This window comes from Thermomicrobiales bacterium, from assembly GCA_037045155.1.
In the GTDB taxonomy this organism is placed as follows: Bacteria; Chloroflexota; Chloroflexia; order Thermomicrobiales; family CFX8; genus JAMLIA01.
Genome location: JBAOIG010000003.1, coordinates 1,353,356 through 1,370,298, shown reverse-complemented (window position 1 = coordinate 1,370,298; position 16,943 = coordinate 1,353,356). Strand labels below are relative to the sequence as shown.

Genomic DNA, 16,943 nt, shown 5'->3' with positions numbered 1-16,943 from the left:
CGTTGTTCCTTTCCTGCCTCCAGGTCCGCCTTCCTCAGCCATCATGCGCCGTCGACCAGGCATATTCATTGCGCTGGGGCAAACTCGGGAGGCCAATTCGTGCGATGATCGGCGTGTGTCGCGGGTTCTTGTGAGGAGGGACGATGGTTGATGGACGGCGCAGGCCGCTAAAGATCGGGTTCGGGCTGCCGGATTCGGAGGATGCTCGGACGGGAACGACGGCGTCGTGGCGCGAGATCGCGGCGGTGGCGCTGCGCGCGGAGGCGGCCGGCTTCGATTCGGTCTGGGTCCAGGACCATCTGCTCTTCCGGCTGGCAGACGGCAAGACCGAAGGTGTCTGGGAGTCGTTCTCGATGCTCTCTGCGCTAGCCGCCATCACCAGCCGCGTCGAGGTCGGCACGCTGGTGACCTGCACGTCGTTCCGCAACCCTGCGCTGACGGCGAAGATCGCCGACACGATCGACGAGATCAGCGGTGGCCGCGTGATCCTCGGGCTCGGCGCTGGCTGGCACGAGCCGGAGTATCGCGCGTTCGGCTACCCCTTCGACCACCGCGTGTCGCGCTTCGAGGAGGCGCTGCAGATCATCCACGGGTTGTTGCACGACGGTAAGGTCGATTTCGAGGGACGCTACTATCAGGCACGAGACTGCGCCCTGCACCCACGCGGCCCGCGCAAGCACGGCCCGCCGATCATGATGGGCACGACAGGCGAGCGGATGCTGGGGCTGACCGCCCGCTACGCCGATAGCTGGAACGTCTACTTCTCGCGCACTGGCAATACGCCGGAGGGGATGCTCCCGCTGCTGGAGCGAGTCGACGCGGCCTGCGAGGCAGCCGGCCGCGACCCAGCCACGCTGGCCCGCTCGGCGACCGTCTACGTCGATTTCACCGGGTCGGCCGGCAGCGCGTCGTCGGTCAATCCGACCGGCGTCCCGCCGATCAGCGGCGAGCCGGAGCAGATTGCCGACGCGCTGCGTCGATACGCAGATCTCGGCGTCTCGCACGTGCAGGTCTACACCGAACCGCTGAACATCGAGGGTGTCGAGCGCTTTGTTCCGGTGCTGGAGGCGCTGGATCGAGGGTAGATCAGTCCAGACGCGCCGCGTCGAGTGGCTGAGCCGCTCTGGCTCGCTCATCGGGTGTTCCTGTCGGGATGTCGGGAGTGCGGTCTCCTACCCAACTGGCCGATACTCGCCCCACTCGGCGCGCAGCGCGTTGCAGATCTGACCGAGGGTCGCGCCAGCCAATAGCGCCTCGCGCATGACAGGCAGCAGGTTGTCGGTCGCGCTAGCCGCGGCGCTGACCCTCGCCAGAACGTTGTCGACCTCTGGGGACGCGCGCTCTGCCTTGTAGTGCGTGGTGCGGTCGATCTGGCGCTGGACGAGCTCGCGGTCGATGTGGTGCAGCGGGACGCCAGCTTCCTCCTCCTCGCGCTGGTAGTTGACGCCGACGATGACCCGTTCGCCGCTGTCGACCGCCTCCTCCCACCGGTAGGCCGTCTCGGCGATCTGGTCCTGCATGAAGCCGCTCTCGATCGCTGCGACCGCGCCGCCCATCGACTCAACAGCGTCCATCAGCTCGTATGCCCGCCGCTCGATCTCGTCGGTGAGCGCCTCGATGGCGTAGGACCCGGCCAGCGGGTCGGCCGTCGTCGATCACGCCTGCCTCGTGGGCGATAATCTGCTGCGTTCGCAGCGCCAGCGTCGCCGCCTCGGTCGGTCGGCAGCGAGAGCGCCTCGTCGTAGCCGTTAGTGTGCAGCGACTGCGTCCCGCCCAGCACTGCCGAGAGCGCCTGGATCGCGACGCGGACGACGTTGTTGAGCGGCTGCTGGGCGGTCAGCGTCGAGCCGCCCGTCTGGGTGTGGAAGCGCAGCGTCAGCGACTTCGAGTCGCGCGCGCCGAAGCGGTCGCGCATGATCGTCGCCCACATCCTGCGCGCTGCGCGGTACTTGGCGACCTCCTCCAGGAAGCCGTTGTGGGCGTTGAAGAAGAACGACAGGCGCGGGGCGAAGTCGTCGATTGCGAGGCCGGCGTCAATCGCAGCCTGGACGTAGGCGACCCCGTTGGCCAGCGTGAAGGCGACCTCCTGGACTGCTGACGAGCCGGCCTCGCGGATGTGGTAACCGGAGATCGAGATCGTGTTCCAGCTCGGCAGCGCCTCCGCGCAATAGCGGAAGGTATCGGTGACGAGCCGCATCGACGGGCGTGGTGGGAAGATGTAAGTGCCGCGGGCGGCGTATTCCTTGAGGATGTCGTTCTGAATCGTCCCGCCCAGCTTCGACAGGTCGGCCCCCTGCTCCTCGCCGACGATCTGGTACATCAACAGCAGGACCGAGGCGGGCGCGTTGATCGTCATCGAGGTGGTGACGCTGTCCAGCTGGATGCCATCCAGCAGACGTCGCATGTCGTCGAGCGTCGAGATCGAGACGCCGACCAGGCCGACCTCGGCCTGCGCGCGTGGGTCGTCGGCGTCCAGCCCCAACTGGGTCGGCAGGTCGAAGGCGCACGGAGAGCCCGGTCTGCCCGCGTTCGAGCAGCAGCTTGAAGCGCGTGTTCGTCTCCTCGGCTGAGGAGAACCCGGCATACTGGCGCATCGTCCAGAGCCGGCCGCGATACATCGTCGGGTACGGCCCGCGTGTGTAGGGGAACTCGCCGGGATCCGGCGCTGGCTCGCTGGCGATGTCGGCCGGCCGATAGACCGGCCTGATCTCGATCCCCGAGGTCGTCACCCGCTGGTCGGTCTTCTTGCTGGTGCTCATGCCGCCCGCCTCCTGTCGCGTCCTGTTGCCGCGGGGAGCGTACCATCGGGATCGACAGTGGCATAGCACTCAGCGCTCCGGCTGGCATAAAGCGTCAAGGTGGCAGCCACCCTGCGTCTTTGTCATCTTGAGCCGCAGCGAAAGATCTCCCCCACGTTCGACCCATTCCACCGGAGGAGAGATTCCTCGCGTGCGCGCTCAGAATGACAACGAGCGGGGGATGCTGCCACCCCGTGTCTTTGTCATCTTGAGCCGCAGCGAAAGATCTCCCCCACGTTCGACCCATTCCAACGGAGGAGAGATTCCTCGCGTGCGCGCTCAGAATGACAACGGGCGGGGGATGCTGCCACCCCGTGTCTTTGTCATCTTGAGCCGCAGTGAAGGATCTCCCCCACGTTCGACCCATTCCACCGGAGGAGAGATTCCTCGCGTGCGCACTCAGAATGACAACGGGCGGGGGATGCTGCCATCCCGTGTCTTTGTCATCTTGAGCCGCAGCGAAAGATCTCCCCCACGTTCGACCCATTCCACCGGAGGAGAGATTCCTCGCGTGCGCGCTCAGAATGACAACGGGCGGGGATGCTGCCATCCCGACGCGTTACGCTTGTCGATGCGCTGCGCCCGCCGCGTCGCTACTCCACGCTCGCCCGGTCCACCAGCTCGGTCAGCACCCCGGCGCAGGCGCGCGGGTGGACGAACGCGATCAGCCAGTCGTGCAGGCCGCGGCGAGGCTGACGGTCGATCAGCTCGACGCCGGCTGCCGCCAGCTGGTCGAGCGTGGCCGGCAGGTCGTCGACGAGGTAGGCGATGTGGTGGACGCCGGGGCCGCGTGCGTCGAGGAATCGGCCGATTGGCGAGTCGTGCTCGATCGGCGCGAGGATCTCGACCCAGCTCTCGCCGGCCCGCAGCGCGGCGATGTCGGCGTTCTGCTCGGCCACCCGCGTCACCTCGCCGCCGGTGAATCCCAGCGCGCGGTACTGCTCGACGGCAACCGTGATGTCGCGAACAACGATGCCGAGGTGATGGATCGGGCCAGGGGCGACGCTTGCGGCCTCGACGTGGTTTGGTGACTGCTGGCTCATTGTAGCGTGCGTCTCGGCCACGTGCCGGCGTTCCTCTCTGTGCGCCGAAGCGGTCACGCCCGCGCGGCGTCGCGAATCGACTGATTCTCGAAGTAGGTCCGCAGGATGCTGTTGGCAATCGGGCCGGAGTAGACCGATCCCGCGCCGCCGCCGGAGATCATCACCGCGACGCAGATCTCGGGGTTTTCGAACGGCCCGAATGCGGTGAACCAGGCGTGCCCCTGCTTGTACTTGCCCTCGATTGCCTCGCCATACTCGGCGGTGCCCGACTTCGCGCCGATCTCGATCCCCGGCACATCGACCTTGCCCATGCCTGTGCCTTCTGTCACCGTCCGGCGCATTCCCTCGCGAACCGTCGCCAGGTGTTCGGCGGCGATCCACGGGTCGTTCGGGCCTTTGTCGATCGTCATGTCGTTGATCATCTCGGGCTGGAACGTGCGGTCGACGACGCCATCCTCGCGGATGAGGTCGCGGATCAGTCGCGGACGAAAGAGCTTCCCGCCGGCCGCGATCGACGCGGTGCTATTGAGCAGTTGCAACGGTGTGCAGAGCAGATGTCCCTGGCCGATTGACATATTAATCGTGTCACCAATCGACCAGTTCTGGTCGAGTGTCTGGAAGAGCCACTTGGGGTTGGGGACGATGCCATCCGCTTCGCCGGCCAGCTCGATGCCGCTCGCGCGACCGTAGCCGAACACTTTCGTCATGTACGCATGCATCTTCTCGACCCCCATGCCCATGAAGAAGTGCTGGTTCGGGTCGTTGGGGATGTAGAAGTGGACGCGCACGCCATTGTCGGCGACAGAGTCCGGCGCGCCGACGTTGTAGAAATAGACGTCGCAGGAGTGTGAGATGCCCGTGAAGACATCGACGTCTCCATGGCCCGTCTCCAATTCCCAGCACGGGTAGTCGTTGCCCTGCGTCTCGTCCCAGGTCCATGGCACCCGGATGCGGCCGAGACAGCGGAATTTCGTGTCCGGCCTGAGTCCGTCGGGCCGCTGAGCGCCATCGTGCAGGCCGGCCGCAGCCATCATCGGCTTGAATGTCGACCCTGGCGGGAACTGGCCGGAGATCGAGCGGTCGAGCAGTGGCTCGAACGGATCGTCGAGATAGGCCTGGTAGTCGGCGTCGGAGATCCCATCGACGAACTTCTGGTTGTCGAAGGTCGGCAGCGAGGCCATCGCCAGGATCTCGCCGTTCTGCGGGTTCATTGCGATCGCGACGCCTGCGCCAACCGGGTCGCGGCCGTTCTCCAGCGCGTCGGCATTTGCGTTGGCGATCCCATCGCGCAGCGCAGCCTCGGCGGCGATCTGGAAGTCGCGAATGAGCGTCAGCCGCGCGCTCAGGCCGGCGCGTGGGTCTTTGCGCTGGTCGAGCAGCTCGTCCCGGACGACCCCATTGGCGTCGATCTGCACCCAGCGGGCGCCCTTCTCTCCGCGCAGACTCGTCTCGAGTGCCTGCTCGATCCCGCCTCGCCCCACCCGGTCGTCGGTTTCGTAGAGATGGCCGCCACTGGGCGTCAGCTCGTGGTCGTACTCCTCCTCGGTAATCGGACCGACGTAGCCGAGGATGTGCGAGAAGGTCGGGCCGGCCGGGTAGTGACGCACCAGAAGCGCGTCATCCACGATGACACCGGGCAAGTAGAGCGCGTTCGACGCCAGATCGAGCGCGATCGCCTGGTCGACGTCCTTCTTGACGATCAGTGGCATATCCTGGAGTGGGTGATTCGCGAGCTGGTAGTCGATAGTATTCACGACGCGGACGCCCGGGATATCGATCATGCTCGCCGCATAGCCTGCCGCGTCCTGCTCGGAGAGATTCTCGCGAAGCATGAGCATCGCGATATCGCTGCCGGTCAGGCGGGCGATCAGCGTGGCGCTGTCGACCTCCAGTCGCTTCGAGATCGCGTTGACAACCGCCGCCTCGGAGCCGACCGGGACGAGAGTCCGGTCGATGACGAGCGACTTGCCGAGGGCCAGCTTCTGGGACACGACGCCGAGGATGTGCTCCCGCTGATCCTTGTCGTCCGGCAACCGGCTCTGGGTGACCTGGACGCTCCACGAGCGACGATTCTCGGCGAGTGGCTCGCCTGCGCGATCGAGGATCCGCCCGCGCGGCGCTTTCAGCCGCTGGAACTCGATGACGTTTTCGCGAGCGATACGCCGGAACTCGTTGCCCTCGGCAATCTGCATCTGCCAGAGCTTGCCACCCAGCCCGACGAACGCCAGCCCGATCGTCCCGCGGGCCAGAAGGACCCGGCGCGTGATTCGATTGTCATCGCCGTCGCTCTCTTCGCGACGGCGGCGCTCGCCGGGGCGGACGAGCTCCATGCGCTTATTCTTCTTAAACATGACGCGGTATCCAGCGATCCACGATGAGCAGGACGACCCAGCCAACGAGCACGAACATGGTGTTCAGAAACACGGCTGCGACGATCGGCCGCATCATCTCCAGCCCGCCGGCCGCATCCCCACTGAAGCGTGCCACAAGCGATGCGACCAGGCCGGAGGCCAGTGTCGCCACGACGACCAGGACGATCGGCAGGACGATCCCCGACCGGAATATCCGTTGGCCGGCCAGCCCGCCGATAACGGCAACGACCAGCAACGAGAATGCATGGGTTCCGAGAGGATCGAAGTGTCAGCAGGTCGAGCCAGATGCCGAGACCCAGCGCCCAAGCCATTCCCTCGGCCATCCCACGGGACGCGCTCCACGCGAGCAACAGGATCAGCGCGAGATCCGGCTGGATAGCAATCAGCCCGAGGGCCGGCACAAACGATGCCTGGAGCATCGCAACCAGCGCCAGCGAGAGCCCGAAGAACACTCTGGTCATATCTGGGTGACTCCGTGGAGCGCGGGTACCGAGCCGCCCCAACCGGTGTGTGCAAGATCGTTCGCCAGTCTCCACATTCTGGCGATGATACCACGCGGTCGCGGACTCTCCGCCCGGCTCATCCGCCTCGCTGGCGGATCGAGCTGATGAATTCCGCCGCGTTCGGCACGCCCGATTCCAGCAGCGCTGCCAGATATGGCTCGCGGTCATACTCGACCCGGACGTGCTCGACACGCCAGCCAGCGCCATCATCCTCGGCAACCGCGAAGCACGGCCGCCAGTCCCCGTCGAACGGCATCCCGACGCTGCCGACACACGCCAGCGTTCGATCGTCGACCTGCCTGGTGTAAGCGTAGTGGATGTGACCGTAGAGCAGCATCTGAGCGCCGGCGGCGTCGAGCATCCGGCGCGCCATCTCCTCCGGCGCGTCGGGGAGAATGACCGGGTGGGTGCTCCAGGGCGTGGAATGGACGAAGGCGAGTGTCTGACCGCTCGGTCCCGTCGTCTCCCAACTTACCGGCAGGTTGGCCAGAAGCCGCCGATGGTCGTCGCTCAACCGGGCGGCGGCCCAGGCATCGACCGAGCGCAGCAGCTCGCTGTGCGCCTGCTCCGGCTCGTAGCCGTGGGCCGGCTGGCGTCCATTGGTGGCCGCCTCGATGATCCACTCATCCGTGTTGCCGCGGACGCACGTCAGCCCGCGCTCGACAACCAGCGCCAGTGAGTCGTCGGGGAACGCCCCGCCAAACGCATAGTCGCCGCCTCCGACGAGCGTGTCGAAGGGGCCGCGCCGATCGACCTCGGCCAGCACTGCCTCAAACGCCGGTCGGTTGCCATGGACATCGGAAATGATCGCCACTCGCGCTACATCTGCCATCTGACGTCTACCTCTCTGTCAACTAGCCCGCTGGCGACCAGAATAGCCCGACGGGCGGCGCGCGGACAATATCCGCGTTCGCCGCCAACATCTGTGTGACACATGGTTGACATCGGCGGCGCGGGGCTTTACTATCGAGTCAGAATAGAACATATGTTCTATTCTTGGTATTGGCAGCCGGGAGGATGAAGTGTACGCGCACGACGCCGACCGCTGGGTCGTCCATGCGGACCTCGACGCGTTCTTCGCCGCAGCCGAGGTGCTGCGTCGCCCCGAGCTGCGCGGCCGGCCGGTTATCGTCGGCGGGTCGCCGGAGGGGCGCGGTGTGGTTGCCTCGGCCACCTACGAAGCCCGCCAGCACGGCGTTTGCTCGGCGATGCCGATGGCGCAGGCGGTCCGCCTCTGTCCGCAAGCGGTCATCGTACGGCCCGACGGCGCGTTGTACCGCGAGCTGTCACAGCGCTTCCGACTTGTCCTCGACGACTTCTCGCCGCTGGTCGAAGTGGTCAGTATCGACGAAGCCTACCTCGACATCAGCAACTCGGAGCGGCTGTTCGGTAGCGTCGAGCAGCTCTCGCGGGCGCTGAAGCAGCGAGTTCGCGACGAGGTCGGTCTGGCCGTCTCGCTTGGTGTTGCCTCGAACAAGCTGGTAGCCAAGATCGCCTCCGACCTCGACAAGCCCGACGGGCTGCGGATCGTCCGCCGCGGGCAGGAGGCGGCGACGCTGGGCCCGTTGCCGGTCGAACGGTTGCCGGGAGTCGGGCCGAAGGCGACCGCGCGGCTACGCGCCGCCGGGATCGTGACGCTGGCGGATCTGGCCGTCGCGCCGGGCGTGCTGCTGCTCGACATCGTTGGGAGCGACGCCGGCCGGCTGCAAGCGCGCGCCCGTGGGGAGGATGACCGGGCAGTGCGTGGCGAGCCGGGCGAGCGCAAGTCGCTCGGCCACGAGCAGACGTTCGACCGGGACATCGTCGCCCATGCCGAGCTCGATTCGACGCTCTATCGGCTCTGCGAGCGGACGGGGGCCGAGTTGCGCCGCCGTGGACTGATGGCGACGACGGTCGCGCTGAAGCTCCGCTACGACGACTTTGCGACGATCAGTCGCCAACAGTCGCTCGATCGGCCGACCGACGCCCACCAGGTTATCCACGTCGTCGCGGCCGAGCTGCTCGATCGCGCGCTGGCCGAGCGGCGGGCGCCGGTGCGGCTACTTGGCGTCCGGGTCGCGAGCCTGGCGTCGGCGTCGCACCAGCTCGACCTGTTCGACGACCATCGGGTCCGGCTGCGCCAGCTGAACGCAGCTATCGATCGGATCACCGAACGCACCGGCGCGCCGATGATCGTGCCGGCCCGCTTCGCCCGCGATCCGGCGCGGCGCGACGCAGCCAGCAACACGAAGGAAAGGAGGTGAGGAGCATGACCGAACGGCAAGCCCGCATCGGGCGGGTGGCGAAGCAGCGCTGGGAGTGTCGCTGCGGCGAACCCCCGATCCTGTTGGGGATGTACGAGCCAGGCGGCCAGATTCAAATCAAGGTCCGCGACCGATTCTACGAGGCGTCGGGTTGTGTCCATGCAACCTGCCCACGCTGTGGCGCACAGCACATCCTCGATCTGCGGCCAGCGTCTGCCAGCGGCGACCTGCCAGAGAGCCTGGCCGGCGACCATGGCGGCTGGCGCTGATTCCCCCTACCTACAGCACCTGATGCTGTTCTTCCTGAACTGAGCGCACAAGCGCCACGACATCCGGACAACCCGGACTGGCGGTGCGCTCGCGTCCCGCCCTCCGGGCTGCCCGGCCACTGGAGTGGCAATGAACAGTACCGAACGATCTACCCCAGACCCCAGCGACTGGCTCACCGCGCTCATTGCGCGCTCGCTCGGCGATGTCGAGATGACCCCGGATCTCGATCTGGCGCTCTCGCGTTATGCGCTCCTCGCTCGCGACGACCTGGCCATCCGCGACCGATTGCTGACGATGCTCTCGTGGAAGGTGGCACGATTCTGTGCCCGCTACCGCCGCCGTGCCATTGACCCGTGGGAGATCGACGATGTCCAGCAGGAAGCGTTTCTTGCGTTCGTCGATGTGTTGGCAGGGTGGCAGCCGCTGACGAGCCAGGACGGTCCGGCTGGCTTCGGCTACTACTTCCTGCGCGTGTTTCCGATGCGCCTGGCCGGCCGGGTGCGCGCGCTGCTGCGCGAGGGCGCGATCGTCGCGCCACAAGACGGAGCGCCGCACGACCCGCTGGACTCGATCGATATCGAAGATATCGTCCTGGCCAACCAGGTGATCGTTGAGATCTGCGGTTACCTCAACTCGCGCGACCAGGCTATCTTCCAGCTCTCGGTCCGGGATGGCCACGGTCCATCGCGGATCGCGGAGCTGATCGGAGTCAACCGCCGCACCATCCATCGTCACTGGCCGGCGATCGTTTCGATCGCTCGTGAGCGCCTGCGCGATGCTAGTTGAGCCTGCGGTATCCTGCCGCGGAGAGAGCTCTGCGAGAACGAAAGGGCGGTGAGGATGCGAAGGATCGTTGTTATCGGGGCTGGCGTGGTTGGCGCGTCGCTTGCCTTCCGGCTGGCACAGGCCGGCCAGGCAGTTGCGCTGCTCGACTCCGCCGAGCCGGGCTGGGGCACAACCGGCTCGAGCTTCGCTTGGACCAACTCAAACACCAAGACGCCTGAAGACTACTTTGCCCTCAACGTTGCCGGAATGCGTGCCTGGGGCGAGCTACGCGATGAGCTTGGCGACGCCCCGTGGTACAGCGAGGGGGGCAACCTCGCCTGGATCGTGGGTGACGATGGCGGCCGGCTCGAGGCGCAGGTTGCGCGGCTCCGCGCCTGGAGCTACCCGGTTGAATGGTTGAGTCGGGCCGAGATGGCGAATCTGGAGCCAGCGCTCCGCGTCGAGGACGATGTCGAGCAAGGGGTCTACTTCCCGACCGAGTCATGGGTCGATGGGCCTGCCATGGCCCGAGCGATGGCCGACGAGGCTCGTAAACACGGCGCAGAGGTTCACGTTGCCAGCCAGGTGACGGCGATCGAGCGCGATGGCGGGCGAATCAGCGGTGTCCAGTTGGCGAACGGCGAGCGCATCCCCGCCGACCTCGTCGTCAACTGCGCCGGCCCTGCCGCGGATGCGATTGCCCGGCTGGCCGGCAGGGAGTTGCCGCTAGCGCCGACCCGCGGGCTGATCGTTCGCGCCAGCCACGCGAGCGGACAGGTTCGGCGCATCGTCCACACACCGCGAGTGCACCTGCGGCCGGACGGTGATCTCCTGATGCTGCACCACGGCGATGCCGATGTGGGCATCGAGCGCGGCGAGTCGCCGGCCGAGTGGGCAGTCGAGCTGCTGCGCCGCGCGGCCGACTACCTCCCGGCGCTTGAGGCGGCTCGCGTCTCGCGCTGGTCGGTCGGCACGCGGCCGATCCCGGCCGATGGCCGGACGAGCGCCGGCCTTGTCAGCGTGCTCCCTGGCTATGCTGAGGTAGTCACACACTCCGGCGTCACGCTCGGGCCATTGCTGGCGACGCTCGTCACCCGTCAGATCGTCGACGGCCAGACAGATCCGCTGCTCGCGCCGTTCTCGCCGGATCGCTTCGGGTAGACGTGATTGCGCCTGCGCAGTCGAAGGGTCTCCTCGCCTGTCCGTTACGAACGATGGGGAGATCCTTCGCTGCGGCTCGGTGGGCTGTCAACGTCAGACTGTCCGATCGGCAGCCTGCCGGTTCTTTGTCATCTTGAGCGCGCACGCGAAAGATCTCTCCTGCGTTGGACTGGCATCGAACGGGTGAGAGATCCTTCACTGCGGTTCAGGATGACAAGCTGGCAGGGTGGCAGCATCCCCCGCCCGTTGTCATTCTGAGCGTGCGCGCGAAGAATCTCCCCCGATATTCGATACAGTCGAACGCAGAGGAGATCCTTCACTGCGGTTCAGGATGACAAGTGGGCGGCGCGCTATCGACCCGGCAGGCTCATGCCGAGGCGGTCGCCCCCAGCTTGTCGATCGCGGCGTCCAGACGCTCCAATGCTCGATCCTGGCCGAGGACACGCAGTGTGCCGAACAGGCCCGGCGAGACGGTCCGGCCACTGATGGCGACGCGGATCGGCATGAACAGCTGGCCGGCCTTCAGCCCGAGCTCATCTCCCACCGCCCGTAGCCGCGCTTCCAGCCCAGCCTCGTCCTCGACACCTGTCTCACCGATGATCTCGCGCACGCGGGGCAGCGCCGCGGCGATCTGGGCCGGCTCGGTCTTCTTCGGAACCAGCAGCTCCGCGGCGTAATCGTCCGGCGCGGCGAAGAAGAAGCGCAGCAGGTCCGGCGCTTCACTGAGCAGCCGCATCTTGTCCTTAATCAGCCCGACCGCGTCGTGGACGCGCGCGTACTCCGGCGTGCCCTCGACAACGTCGCCGACGAGACCGGCCTCCCGCAGCCACGGCAGCGTGCGGCGGGTCAGGTCATCCAGCTCGACGATGTGGTTGATGTACTGCTGGTTGAACCAGAGCACTTTCTCGAAGTTGTACTTTGAGGGGCTGGAGCTGACGCGTTCCATCGAGAACTTCTGGACCAGGTCGTCCAGCGTCGGGAAGAACTCCTCGCGGTCGTCATACGACCACCCCTGGAGCGCCAGATAGTTGCGGAGCGCCTCCGGCAGATAGCCCTCCTGCTTGTACTGTAGCGCGCCGGCCGCGCCGTGGCGCTTGGAGAGCTTGCCGCCCTCCGGGCTGAGGATTACCGGCAGGTGGTAGAAGGCTGGCAGCTCCCAGCCAAACGCCGCGTAGATCAGCACGTGCAACGGGAAGGAGGGAATCCACTCCTCGCCGCGCATCACGTGGCTGATCTCCATCAGATGATCGTCGACCACGACGCCGAGGTGGTAGGTCGGGAAGCCGTCCGACTTCAGCAGCACTGCGTCCTCGAGCAGCCGGTTCTCGTAGCTGATCTCGCCGCGCAGCTCGTCGCGGACGATCGTCGTGCCCTCCACCGGGATCTTGAAGCGGATCACCGGAGTTATCCCCTCGGCGTGCTTCGCCGCCCGCTCTTCGTCGGTCAGGTTTCGGCAGTGGCGGTCGTAGCCCGGCGGCACTTTGCGAGCGACCTGCTCGGCGCGCAGTGTGTCGAGCCGCTCCGGCGAGCAGAAGCATTCGTACGCCAGGCCGGCCTCTACCAGCGCGCGAGCATGCTGCTGGTAGAGCGACAGACGCTCGCTCTGGAAGTACGGGCCGTACTCCCCACCGACTTCTGGCCCTTCATCCCAATCGAGCCCGACCCAGCGCAGCGCGCCAATGATGGTCCCGACGCTCTCTTCCTTGTAACGCCGCCGATCGGTGTCCTCGATGCGCAGGATGAAGTCGCCACCGTGCTTGCGGGCGAACAGCCAGGTGAATAGCGCCGAGCGCAGACCGCCGACGTGCAGGTCGCCGGTCGGGCTCGGCGCGAAGCGGACGCGCACCCGACCCGCGGTTGCGTCGCTGCCAGAAGTCGTCATTCGCTGTCCTCGCTCCCTCTTCATATGTCAACCGACGAGTCTAGCACGTTGGGGAGCGGCCCTCACCCGCGGCCCAGAGGGCGCCCCGCCCCTCTCCCAACCGTGGGAGAGGGGAAGTCGCAGTACTGGTGGGTCGATGTATGACCGGTATGAAACCGTTTCGTAGGGGCAGGGCTCGCCCTGTCCACGCTCCGCAGAGCGCCACCTTGAGCCTCCCGTCGTCGCGTGGCCGCTAGATCTTCCCCTCGTTGGTCAGCCGGGTGATCGCCAGGTCGTGGGTGAGCGGGTCGGCGGCGACTGCGTCCTGCAGGCGCGCGGACGCCTCGGCGACCCGGGCGGCGACCTTGTGGCGATCGATGTTGGTGTACTCGCCGTCCTGGTAGATGATGTTGCCGGCGACCATCGTCATGAGTACGTTGGATCCGGTCTCGGCGTAGACGAGGTTCGGGACGATGTTGCGGGCCGGCCGCAGCAGCACCGGGGCCAGCGGCGGGCGGGTCAGGTCGAGCATGATGATGTCGGCCTCCTTGCCCTCCTCCAGGCTGCCGACGACATCGTCGATGCCCAGCACCTTCGCGCCGTCGATCGTCGCCATCCGCAGCACCTGCCAGGCCGGCATCGGCAGCGGGCTGCGGGCGGCGATCTTGGCGTACATCGCCGTCGCCCGCATCTCGGAGAAGACGTTGTGCGAGTTGTTGCCCGGCGCCTGGTCGGAGCCGAGCGCGACGGTGCCGCCCAGTTGGACGAACTGCCAGGCCGGCGGGACAACGCCATCGATGATGCCGATCGAGTTCGAGCAGCAGGTCATCGGCGCGCCGCTACGGACGACCATCTCGACCTCTTCCGGCTCGGCGAAGCAGAGGTGGACGGCGATCAGATCGGGCGCCAGCAGGCCAATGGAGTCGAGGAACGGGATCGCCCGCAGCCCGTAGCGCTGCAGGGTCGCGTTGTTCTCGCGCGGATCCTGGGCGACGTGGAGGTGCATCAGCGTGTTGCGCTTACGCGCCTCCTCCTGAACCCGTAGCAGCATCTCCTTCGAGAGGAAGTCCGGGGCGTGCGGGCCGAGGATCACGCGGAGCCGCCCCTCGTCCCGGCCGTGCCAACGATCGTAGAGCGCCAGCGCGGTCGCCAGCGTCCTCTCCCCTGTCTCAGGGTCGAGCGGGGTGGGATCTCCGGGCTTCCAGCCCTGCGCGACCCACTCTTCACGCTTGTCCCAGTTCAGCTCGGAGATGTTCTCGCAGACGACGGCGCGATTGCCGAATTGCTCATGGACGGCGAGCAGCGCATCCATCGGGCGGTCATAGTCGCCGAACGTCGTGGTGCCGTTGGCGACGCCCTCCATCAGCATCAGCATCGTGCCGATCGGGCTGTCGCGCTCATCGGCGTGGCGCATCAGCGGCCCATAGGACGAGGCCATCCAGGGCTGGACCTCCTGCGCCCAGCCACGCCCGAGATCGGAGTGAGAATGCGTGTGGGCGTCGATCAGCCCGGGCATGACCAGCTTGCCGGTCGCGTCGATCGTGCGTCTGGCCGGCCCGAGCGCCTCGACCTTCTCCCGCGGCCCGACGGCGACGATCCGCCGCCCCTCGATCGCCACCGCGCCATTCTCGACGAACCCGGCGCCATCCCCCTGCATCGTCAGCAGATGCCCACCAGTGATCAGCGTGTCGACCATCGTCCAGTGCCCTTCCTGTCGCCGGATCTGGCCGGCCGACTCTCTGCATACTGGACGCATTCTATCGACAGACGCGGCTCCCCGCGTCCGACCAGTCACATCGTGAGATCGCCGCTCCGGAGATCCTCGGGCAGTCGTTCGTTGACGGAGTCGCATAGCCGGGGCAGACGGCCACGGCCGCCGTGGTAATTCCAGTCGCGGCCGGCGGCGCGAAGCTGGATGAAATAGCCGCGCACCAGTGCCTGGGTGTAGAGCAGTCCGGGGCGCGGGCAGCCGAGGCTGCCGTCTGGCCAGGTCACGCGCTCCGCGCGGATTGTCTCGATGACGGACGCTGGTTGATCCAGCCGCGTCGAGAGGTCCTGCTTTGCGCCCTCGATCTCAGGGAGCAATGACTCGTCCAGGTGCTGCATGGCGGCACTGCTTTCTTCCCGTTCCGGCCATCGTCCGGCGGAGCATTCGGGGGATTGCTGGATCCCGATCGTTGGAACCAGAATGCCCGATGAAACGTATATGTCAATGACGGCGTCGCAATGCGTTATGCGCGCCGACCCCGTCGAGCGTGGAGCCGCCTATGCTCCATACCCCCTCCCCGCAGACCGGGCCACCCCACGGCCCGGTCTGCTTCTTCACAACCTCAATCACCGGCTTCTCTGCTAGAATGAGTGTACGTACAGCTTGTGGATGAATCTGTCCACAGGGTACAACGATGACCAGGAACCGGACGACTCATCGCGAGAGGGTGCCGATGGCAGACAGCGCCGCGCTCGATCCCCGCTACCAGCAACTCTGGCAATCGGCCCTGTCCGACTTGCAGGGGCGCATCTCGCGGGCGAATTACGAGACGTGGCTGCGCTCGACGACCCTTCTCGGTGTCGAGAACGGGGTGGCGACCGTCGCCGCGCCGAATGCCTTCGCGGTCGACCAACTGCGGCTGAAGTTCGACGATGAGATCGTCGCTGCGCTCTCGGCGATCGCCAACCGGCGGCTGACAGTCGAGTACGTTGTCGGCGGGCAGGGGTCTGCCTCCCCGGTTCGCGCGCCGAAGCCGAAGACCCGGCCTACCCCGCCGGCCTCGCGTTCGCTGAGGGAGGATCCTGCGCCACGACCGGAGTCGCACCAGATGACGCTCTCTGCCGATGCCCGCCCGGGGCTGAACCCCGGCTACACGTTCGAGACGTTCGTCGTTGGTCCATCGAACCGGCTAGCCCACGCCGCGTCGATGGCGGTCGGCGACAAACCGGCCCAGGCATTCAACCCGCTGTTCATCTACGGCGGCGTCGGGTTGGGCAAGACGCACCTGATGCACGCTGTCGGCCACCGCGCGATCGACCAGCGGCCGGAGACGCGCGTGCTCTACGTCTCCTCCGAGAAATTCACCAACGATCTGATCAAGTCGATCATGGGGCAGAGGACCGACGAGTTCCGCGATCGTTACCGCTCGGCTGACATCCTGATGATCGACGACATTCAGTTCATTGCCGGTAAGGAGGCGACGCAAGAGGAGTTCTTCCACACCTTCAACGACCTGTTCCAGTCTGGCCGGCAGATCATCGTCTCCTCCGACCGCCCACCCAAGGCGATCCCGACACTGGCCGAACGGCTGCGCTCGCGCTTCGAGGGCGGCCTGATCGTCGACGTCCAGCCGCCGGACATCGAGACGCGCACGGCGATCCTCTCCCGCAAGGGCCAGTCGCTCGGCGTCCATGTGCCGAACGACGTGCTGGAATACGTTGCGCGCAAGGTGCAGTCGAACATCCGCGAGCTGGAGGGGGCTCTCAACAAGATCATCGCGCTGGCCCAGCTCTTCAACGCCCCGATCCGGATGGACATCGCCAGCCAGGCGCTCAACGACGCCGCGCTCGAGGCGCGTCGCGCACAGATCACCCCCGAACGGGTGCTGGCTGAAGTGATGAAGCACTACAAGGCGACGCTGGCCGACCTGCGCGGCCGCGGCCGCAGCAAGGAGGTCGTCCTGCCGCGCCAGGTGGCGATGTACGTGCTGCGCGAGGAGACCGGCTCGTCGCTGGTCGAGATCGGCGCGCTGCTCGGCGGCCGCGACCACTCGACGGTCATGCATGGCATCGGCAAGATCGAGCGCGAGATCGAGACGAACACTGCGCTACGTCAGCAGGTCAGCACAATCCGGGAAGCGTTGTACGGGTAGCGAGGGATGAGGGGACGAGGGGCGAGTTCCGCGTAGGGGCGGGCGCGGAACGATCGGTCGGCTCATG

General features: G+C 66.6%; 15 protein-coding genes and 1 pseudogene. 6 read left to right on the top strand and 10 right to left on the bottom strand.

All coding sequences use genetic code 11. The annotated features are described in order from the left end of the window. Positions 1 to 143 precede the first annotated feature (143 nt). Positions 144 to 1,085, top strand: a complete 942-nt coding sequence (locus V9F06_09580) for an LLM class flavin-dependent oxidoreductase (protein ID MEI2617867.1) — start codon at positions 144 to 146, stop codon at positions 1,083 to 1,085. 87 nt (positions 1,086 to 1,172) lie between these two features. Here V9F06_09580 and V9F06_09575 read toward each other — a convergent pair whose 3' ends face one another. The 7 genes and pseudogenes from V9F06_09575 to V9F06_09545 form a co-directional block, all read right to left on the bottom strand. After that, on the bottom strand, positions 1,173 to 1,598 hold the full coding sequence (locus V9F06_09575; protein MEI2617866.1) for a methylmalonyl-CoA mutase family protein: 426 nt from the start codon (positions 1,596 to 1,598) through the stop codon (positions 1,173 to 1,175). Beyond that, positions 1,574 to 2,482 (bottom strand): methylmalonyl-CoA mutase family protein, encoded by a 909-nt coding sequence (locus tag V9F06_09570; GenBank protein MEI2617865.1) that lies wholly within the window; start codon positions 2,480 to 2,482, stop codon positions 1,574 to 1,576. The genes V9F06_09575 and V9F06_09570 overlap by 25 nt, the downstream gene beginning before the upstream one ends. A gap of 58 nt (positions 2,483 to 2,540) precedes the next feature. After that, positions 2,541 to 2,759, bottom strand: a pseudogene (locus V9F06_09565) (methylmalonyl-CoA mutase family protein). 632 nt (positions 2,760 to 3,391) lie between these two features. Then, a complete protein-coding gene (locus V9F06_09560; protein ID MEI2617864.1) occupies positions 3,392 to 3,862 on the bottom strand; it encodes a VOC family protein in 471 nt (156 codons plus the stop codon). A 32-nt stretch (positions 3,863 to 3,894) separates the two neighbouring features. Then, on the bottom strand, positions 3,895 to 6,192 hold the full coding sequence (locus V9F06_09555; GenBank protein MEI2617863.1) for a penicillin-binding transpeptidase domain-containing protein: 2,298 nt from the start codon (positions 6,190 to 6,192) through the stop codon (positions 3,895 to 3,897). Continuing rightward, positions 6,185 to 6,448: a hypothetical protein gene (locus V9F06_09550; GenBank protein ID MEI2617862.1), complete on the bottom strand. Its 264-nt coding sequence runs from the start codon at positions 6,446 to 6,448 to the stop codon at positions 6,185 to 6,187. Before V9F06_09550 ends, V9F06_09555 begins: the two co-directional genes overlap by 8 nt. Positions 6,449 to 6,792: 344 nt before the next feature. Beyond that, positions 6,793 to 7,548, bottom strand: coding sequence for a metallophosphoesterase family protein (locus tag V9F06_09545; protein ID MEI2617861.1), 756 nt, complete (start codon positions 7,546 to 7,548; stop codon positions 6,793 to 6,795). A gap of 190 nt (positions 7,549 to 7,738) precedes the next feature. Between V9F06_09545 and dinB the strand changes: the two genes are divergently transcribed. The 4 genes from dinB (at position 7,739) to V9F06_09525 (ending at position 11,155) form a co-directional block, all read left to right on the top strand. Beyond that, positions 7,739 to 8,959 (top strand): DNA polymerase IV, encoded by a 1,221-nt coding sequence (gene dinB / locus V9F06_09540; protein ID MEI2617860.1) that lies wholly within the window; start codon positions 7,739 to 7,741, stop codon positions 8,957 to 8,959. Between the two features lie 5 nt (positions 8,960 to 8,964). Further along, a complete protein-coding gene (locus V9F06_09535) occupies positions 8,965 to 9,228 on the top strand; it encodes a hypothetical protein (protein MEI2617859.1) in 264 nt (87 codons plus the stop codon). 130 nt (positions 9,229 to 9,358) lie between these two features. Beyond that, positions 9,359 to 10,015 carry a sigma-70 family RNA polymerase sigma factor gene (locus V9F06_09530; GenBank protein MEI2617858.1) on the top strand — a complete coding sequence of 219 codons (657 nt, stop codon included), beginning with the start codon at positions 9,359 to 9,361 and terminating at the stop codon, positions 10,013 to 10,015. A 54-nt stretch (positions 10,016 to 10,069) separates the two neighbouring features. Then, positions 10,070 to 11,155 (top strand): FAD-dependent oxidoreductase, encoded by a 1,086-nt coding sequence (locus tag V9F06_09525; GenBank protein ID MEI2617857.1) that lies wholly within the window; start codon positions 10,070 to 10,072, stop codon positions 11,153 to 11,155. A 367-nt stretch (positions 11,156 to 11,522) separates the two neighbouring features. Here the strand turns inward: V9F06_09525 and gltX are convergent, their stop codons facing one another. From gltX to V9F06_09510, 3 genes are all read right to left on the bottom strand, one after another. Beyond that, a complete protein-coding gene (gene gltX / locus V9F06_09520; protein ID MEI2617856.1) occupies positions 11,523 to 13,037 on the bottom strand; it encodes a glutamate--tRNA ligase in 1,515 nt (504 codons plus the stop codon). A 232-nt stretch (positions 13,038 to 13,269) separates the two neighbouring features. After that, complete coding sequence (locus tag V9F06_09515) at positions 13,270 to 14,712, bottom strand: amidohydrolase family protein (GenBank protein ID MEI2617855.1); 1,443 nt, start codon at positions 14,710 to 14,712, stop codon at positions 13,270 to 13,272. A 95-nt stretch (positions 14,713 to 14,807) separates the two neighbouring features. Then, complete coding sequence (locus V9F06_09510; protein MEI2617854.1) at positions 14,808 to 15,122, bottom strand: hypothetical protein; 315 nt, start codon at positions 15,120 to 15,122, stop codon at positions 14,808 to 14,810. A 335-nt stretch (positions 15,123 to 15,457) separates the two neighbouring features. On the opposite strand from V9F06_09510, the gene dnaA reads away from it, so the two are divergent. Beyond that, on the top strand, positions 15,458 to 16,876 hold the full coding sequence (gene dnaA / locus V9F06_09505; protein ID MEI2617853.1) for a chromosomal replication initiator protein DnaA: 1,419 nt from the start codon (positions 15,458 to 15,460) through the stop codon (positions 16,874 to 16,876). Positions 16,877 to 16,943: the final 67 nt, after the last annotated feature.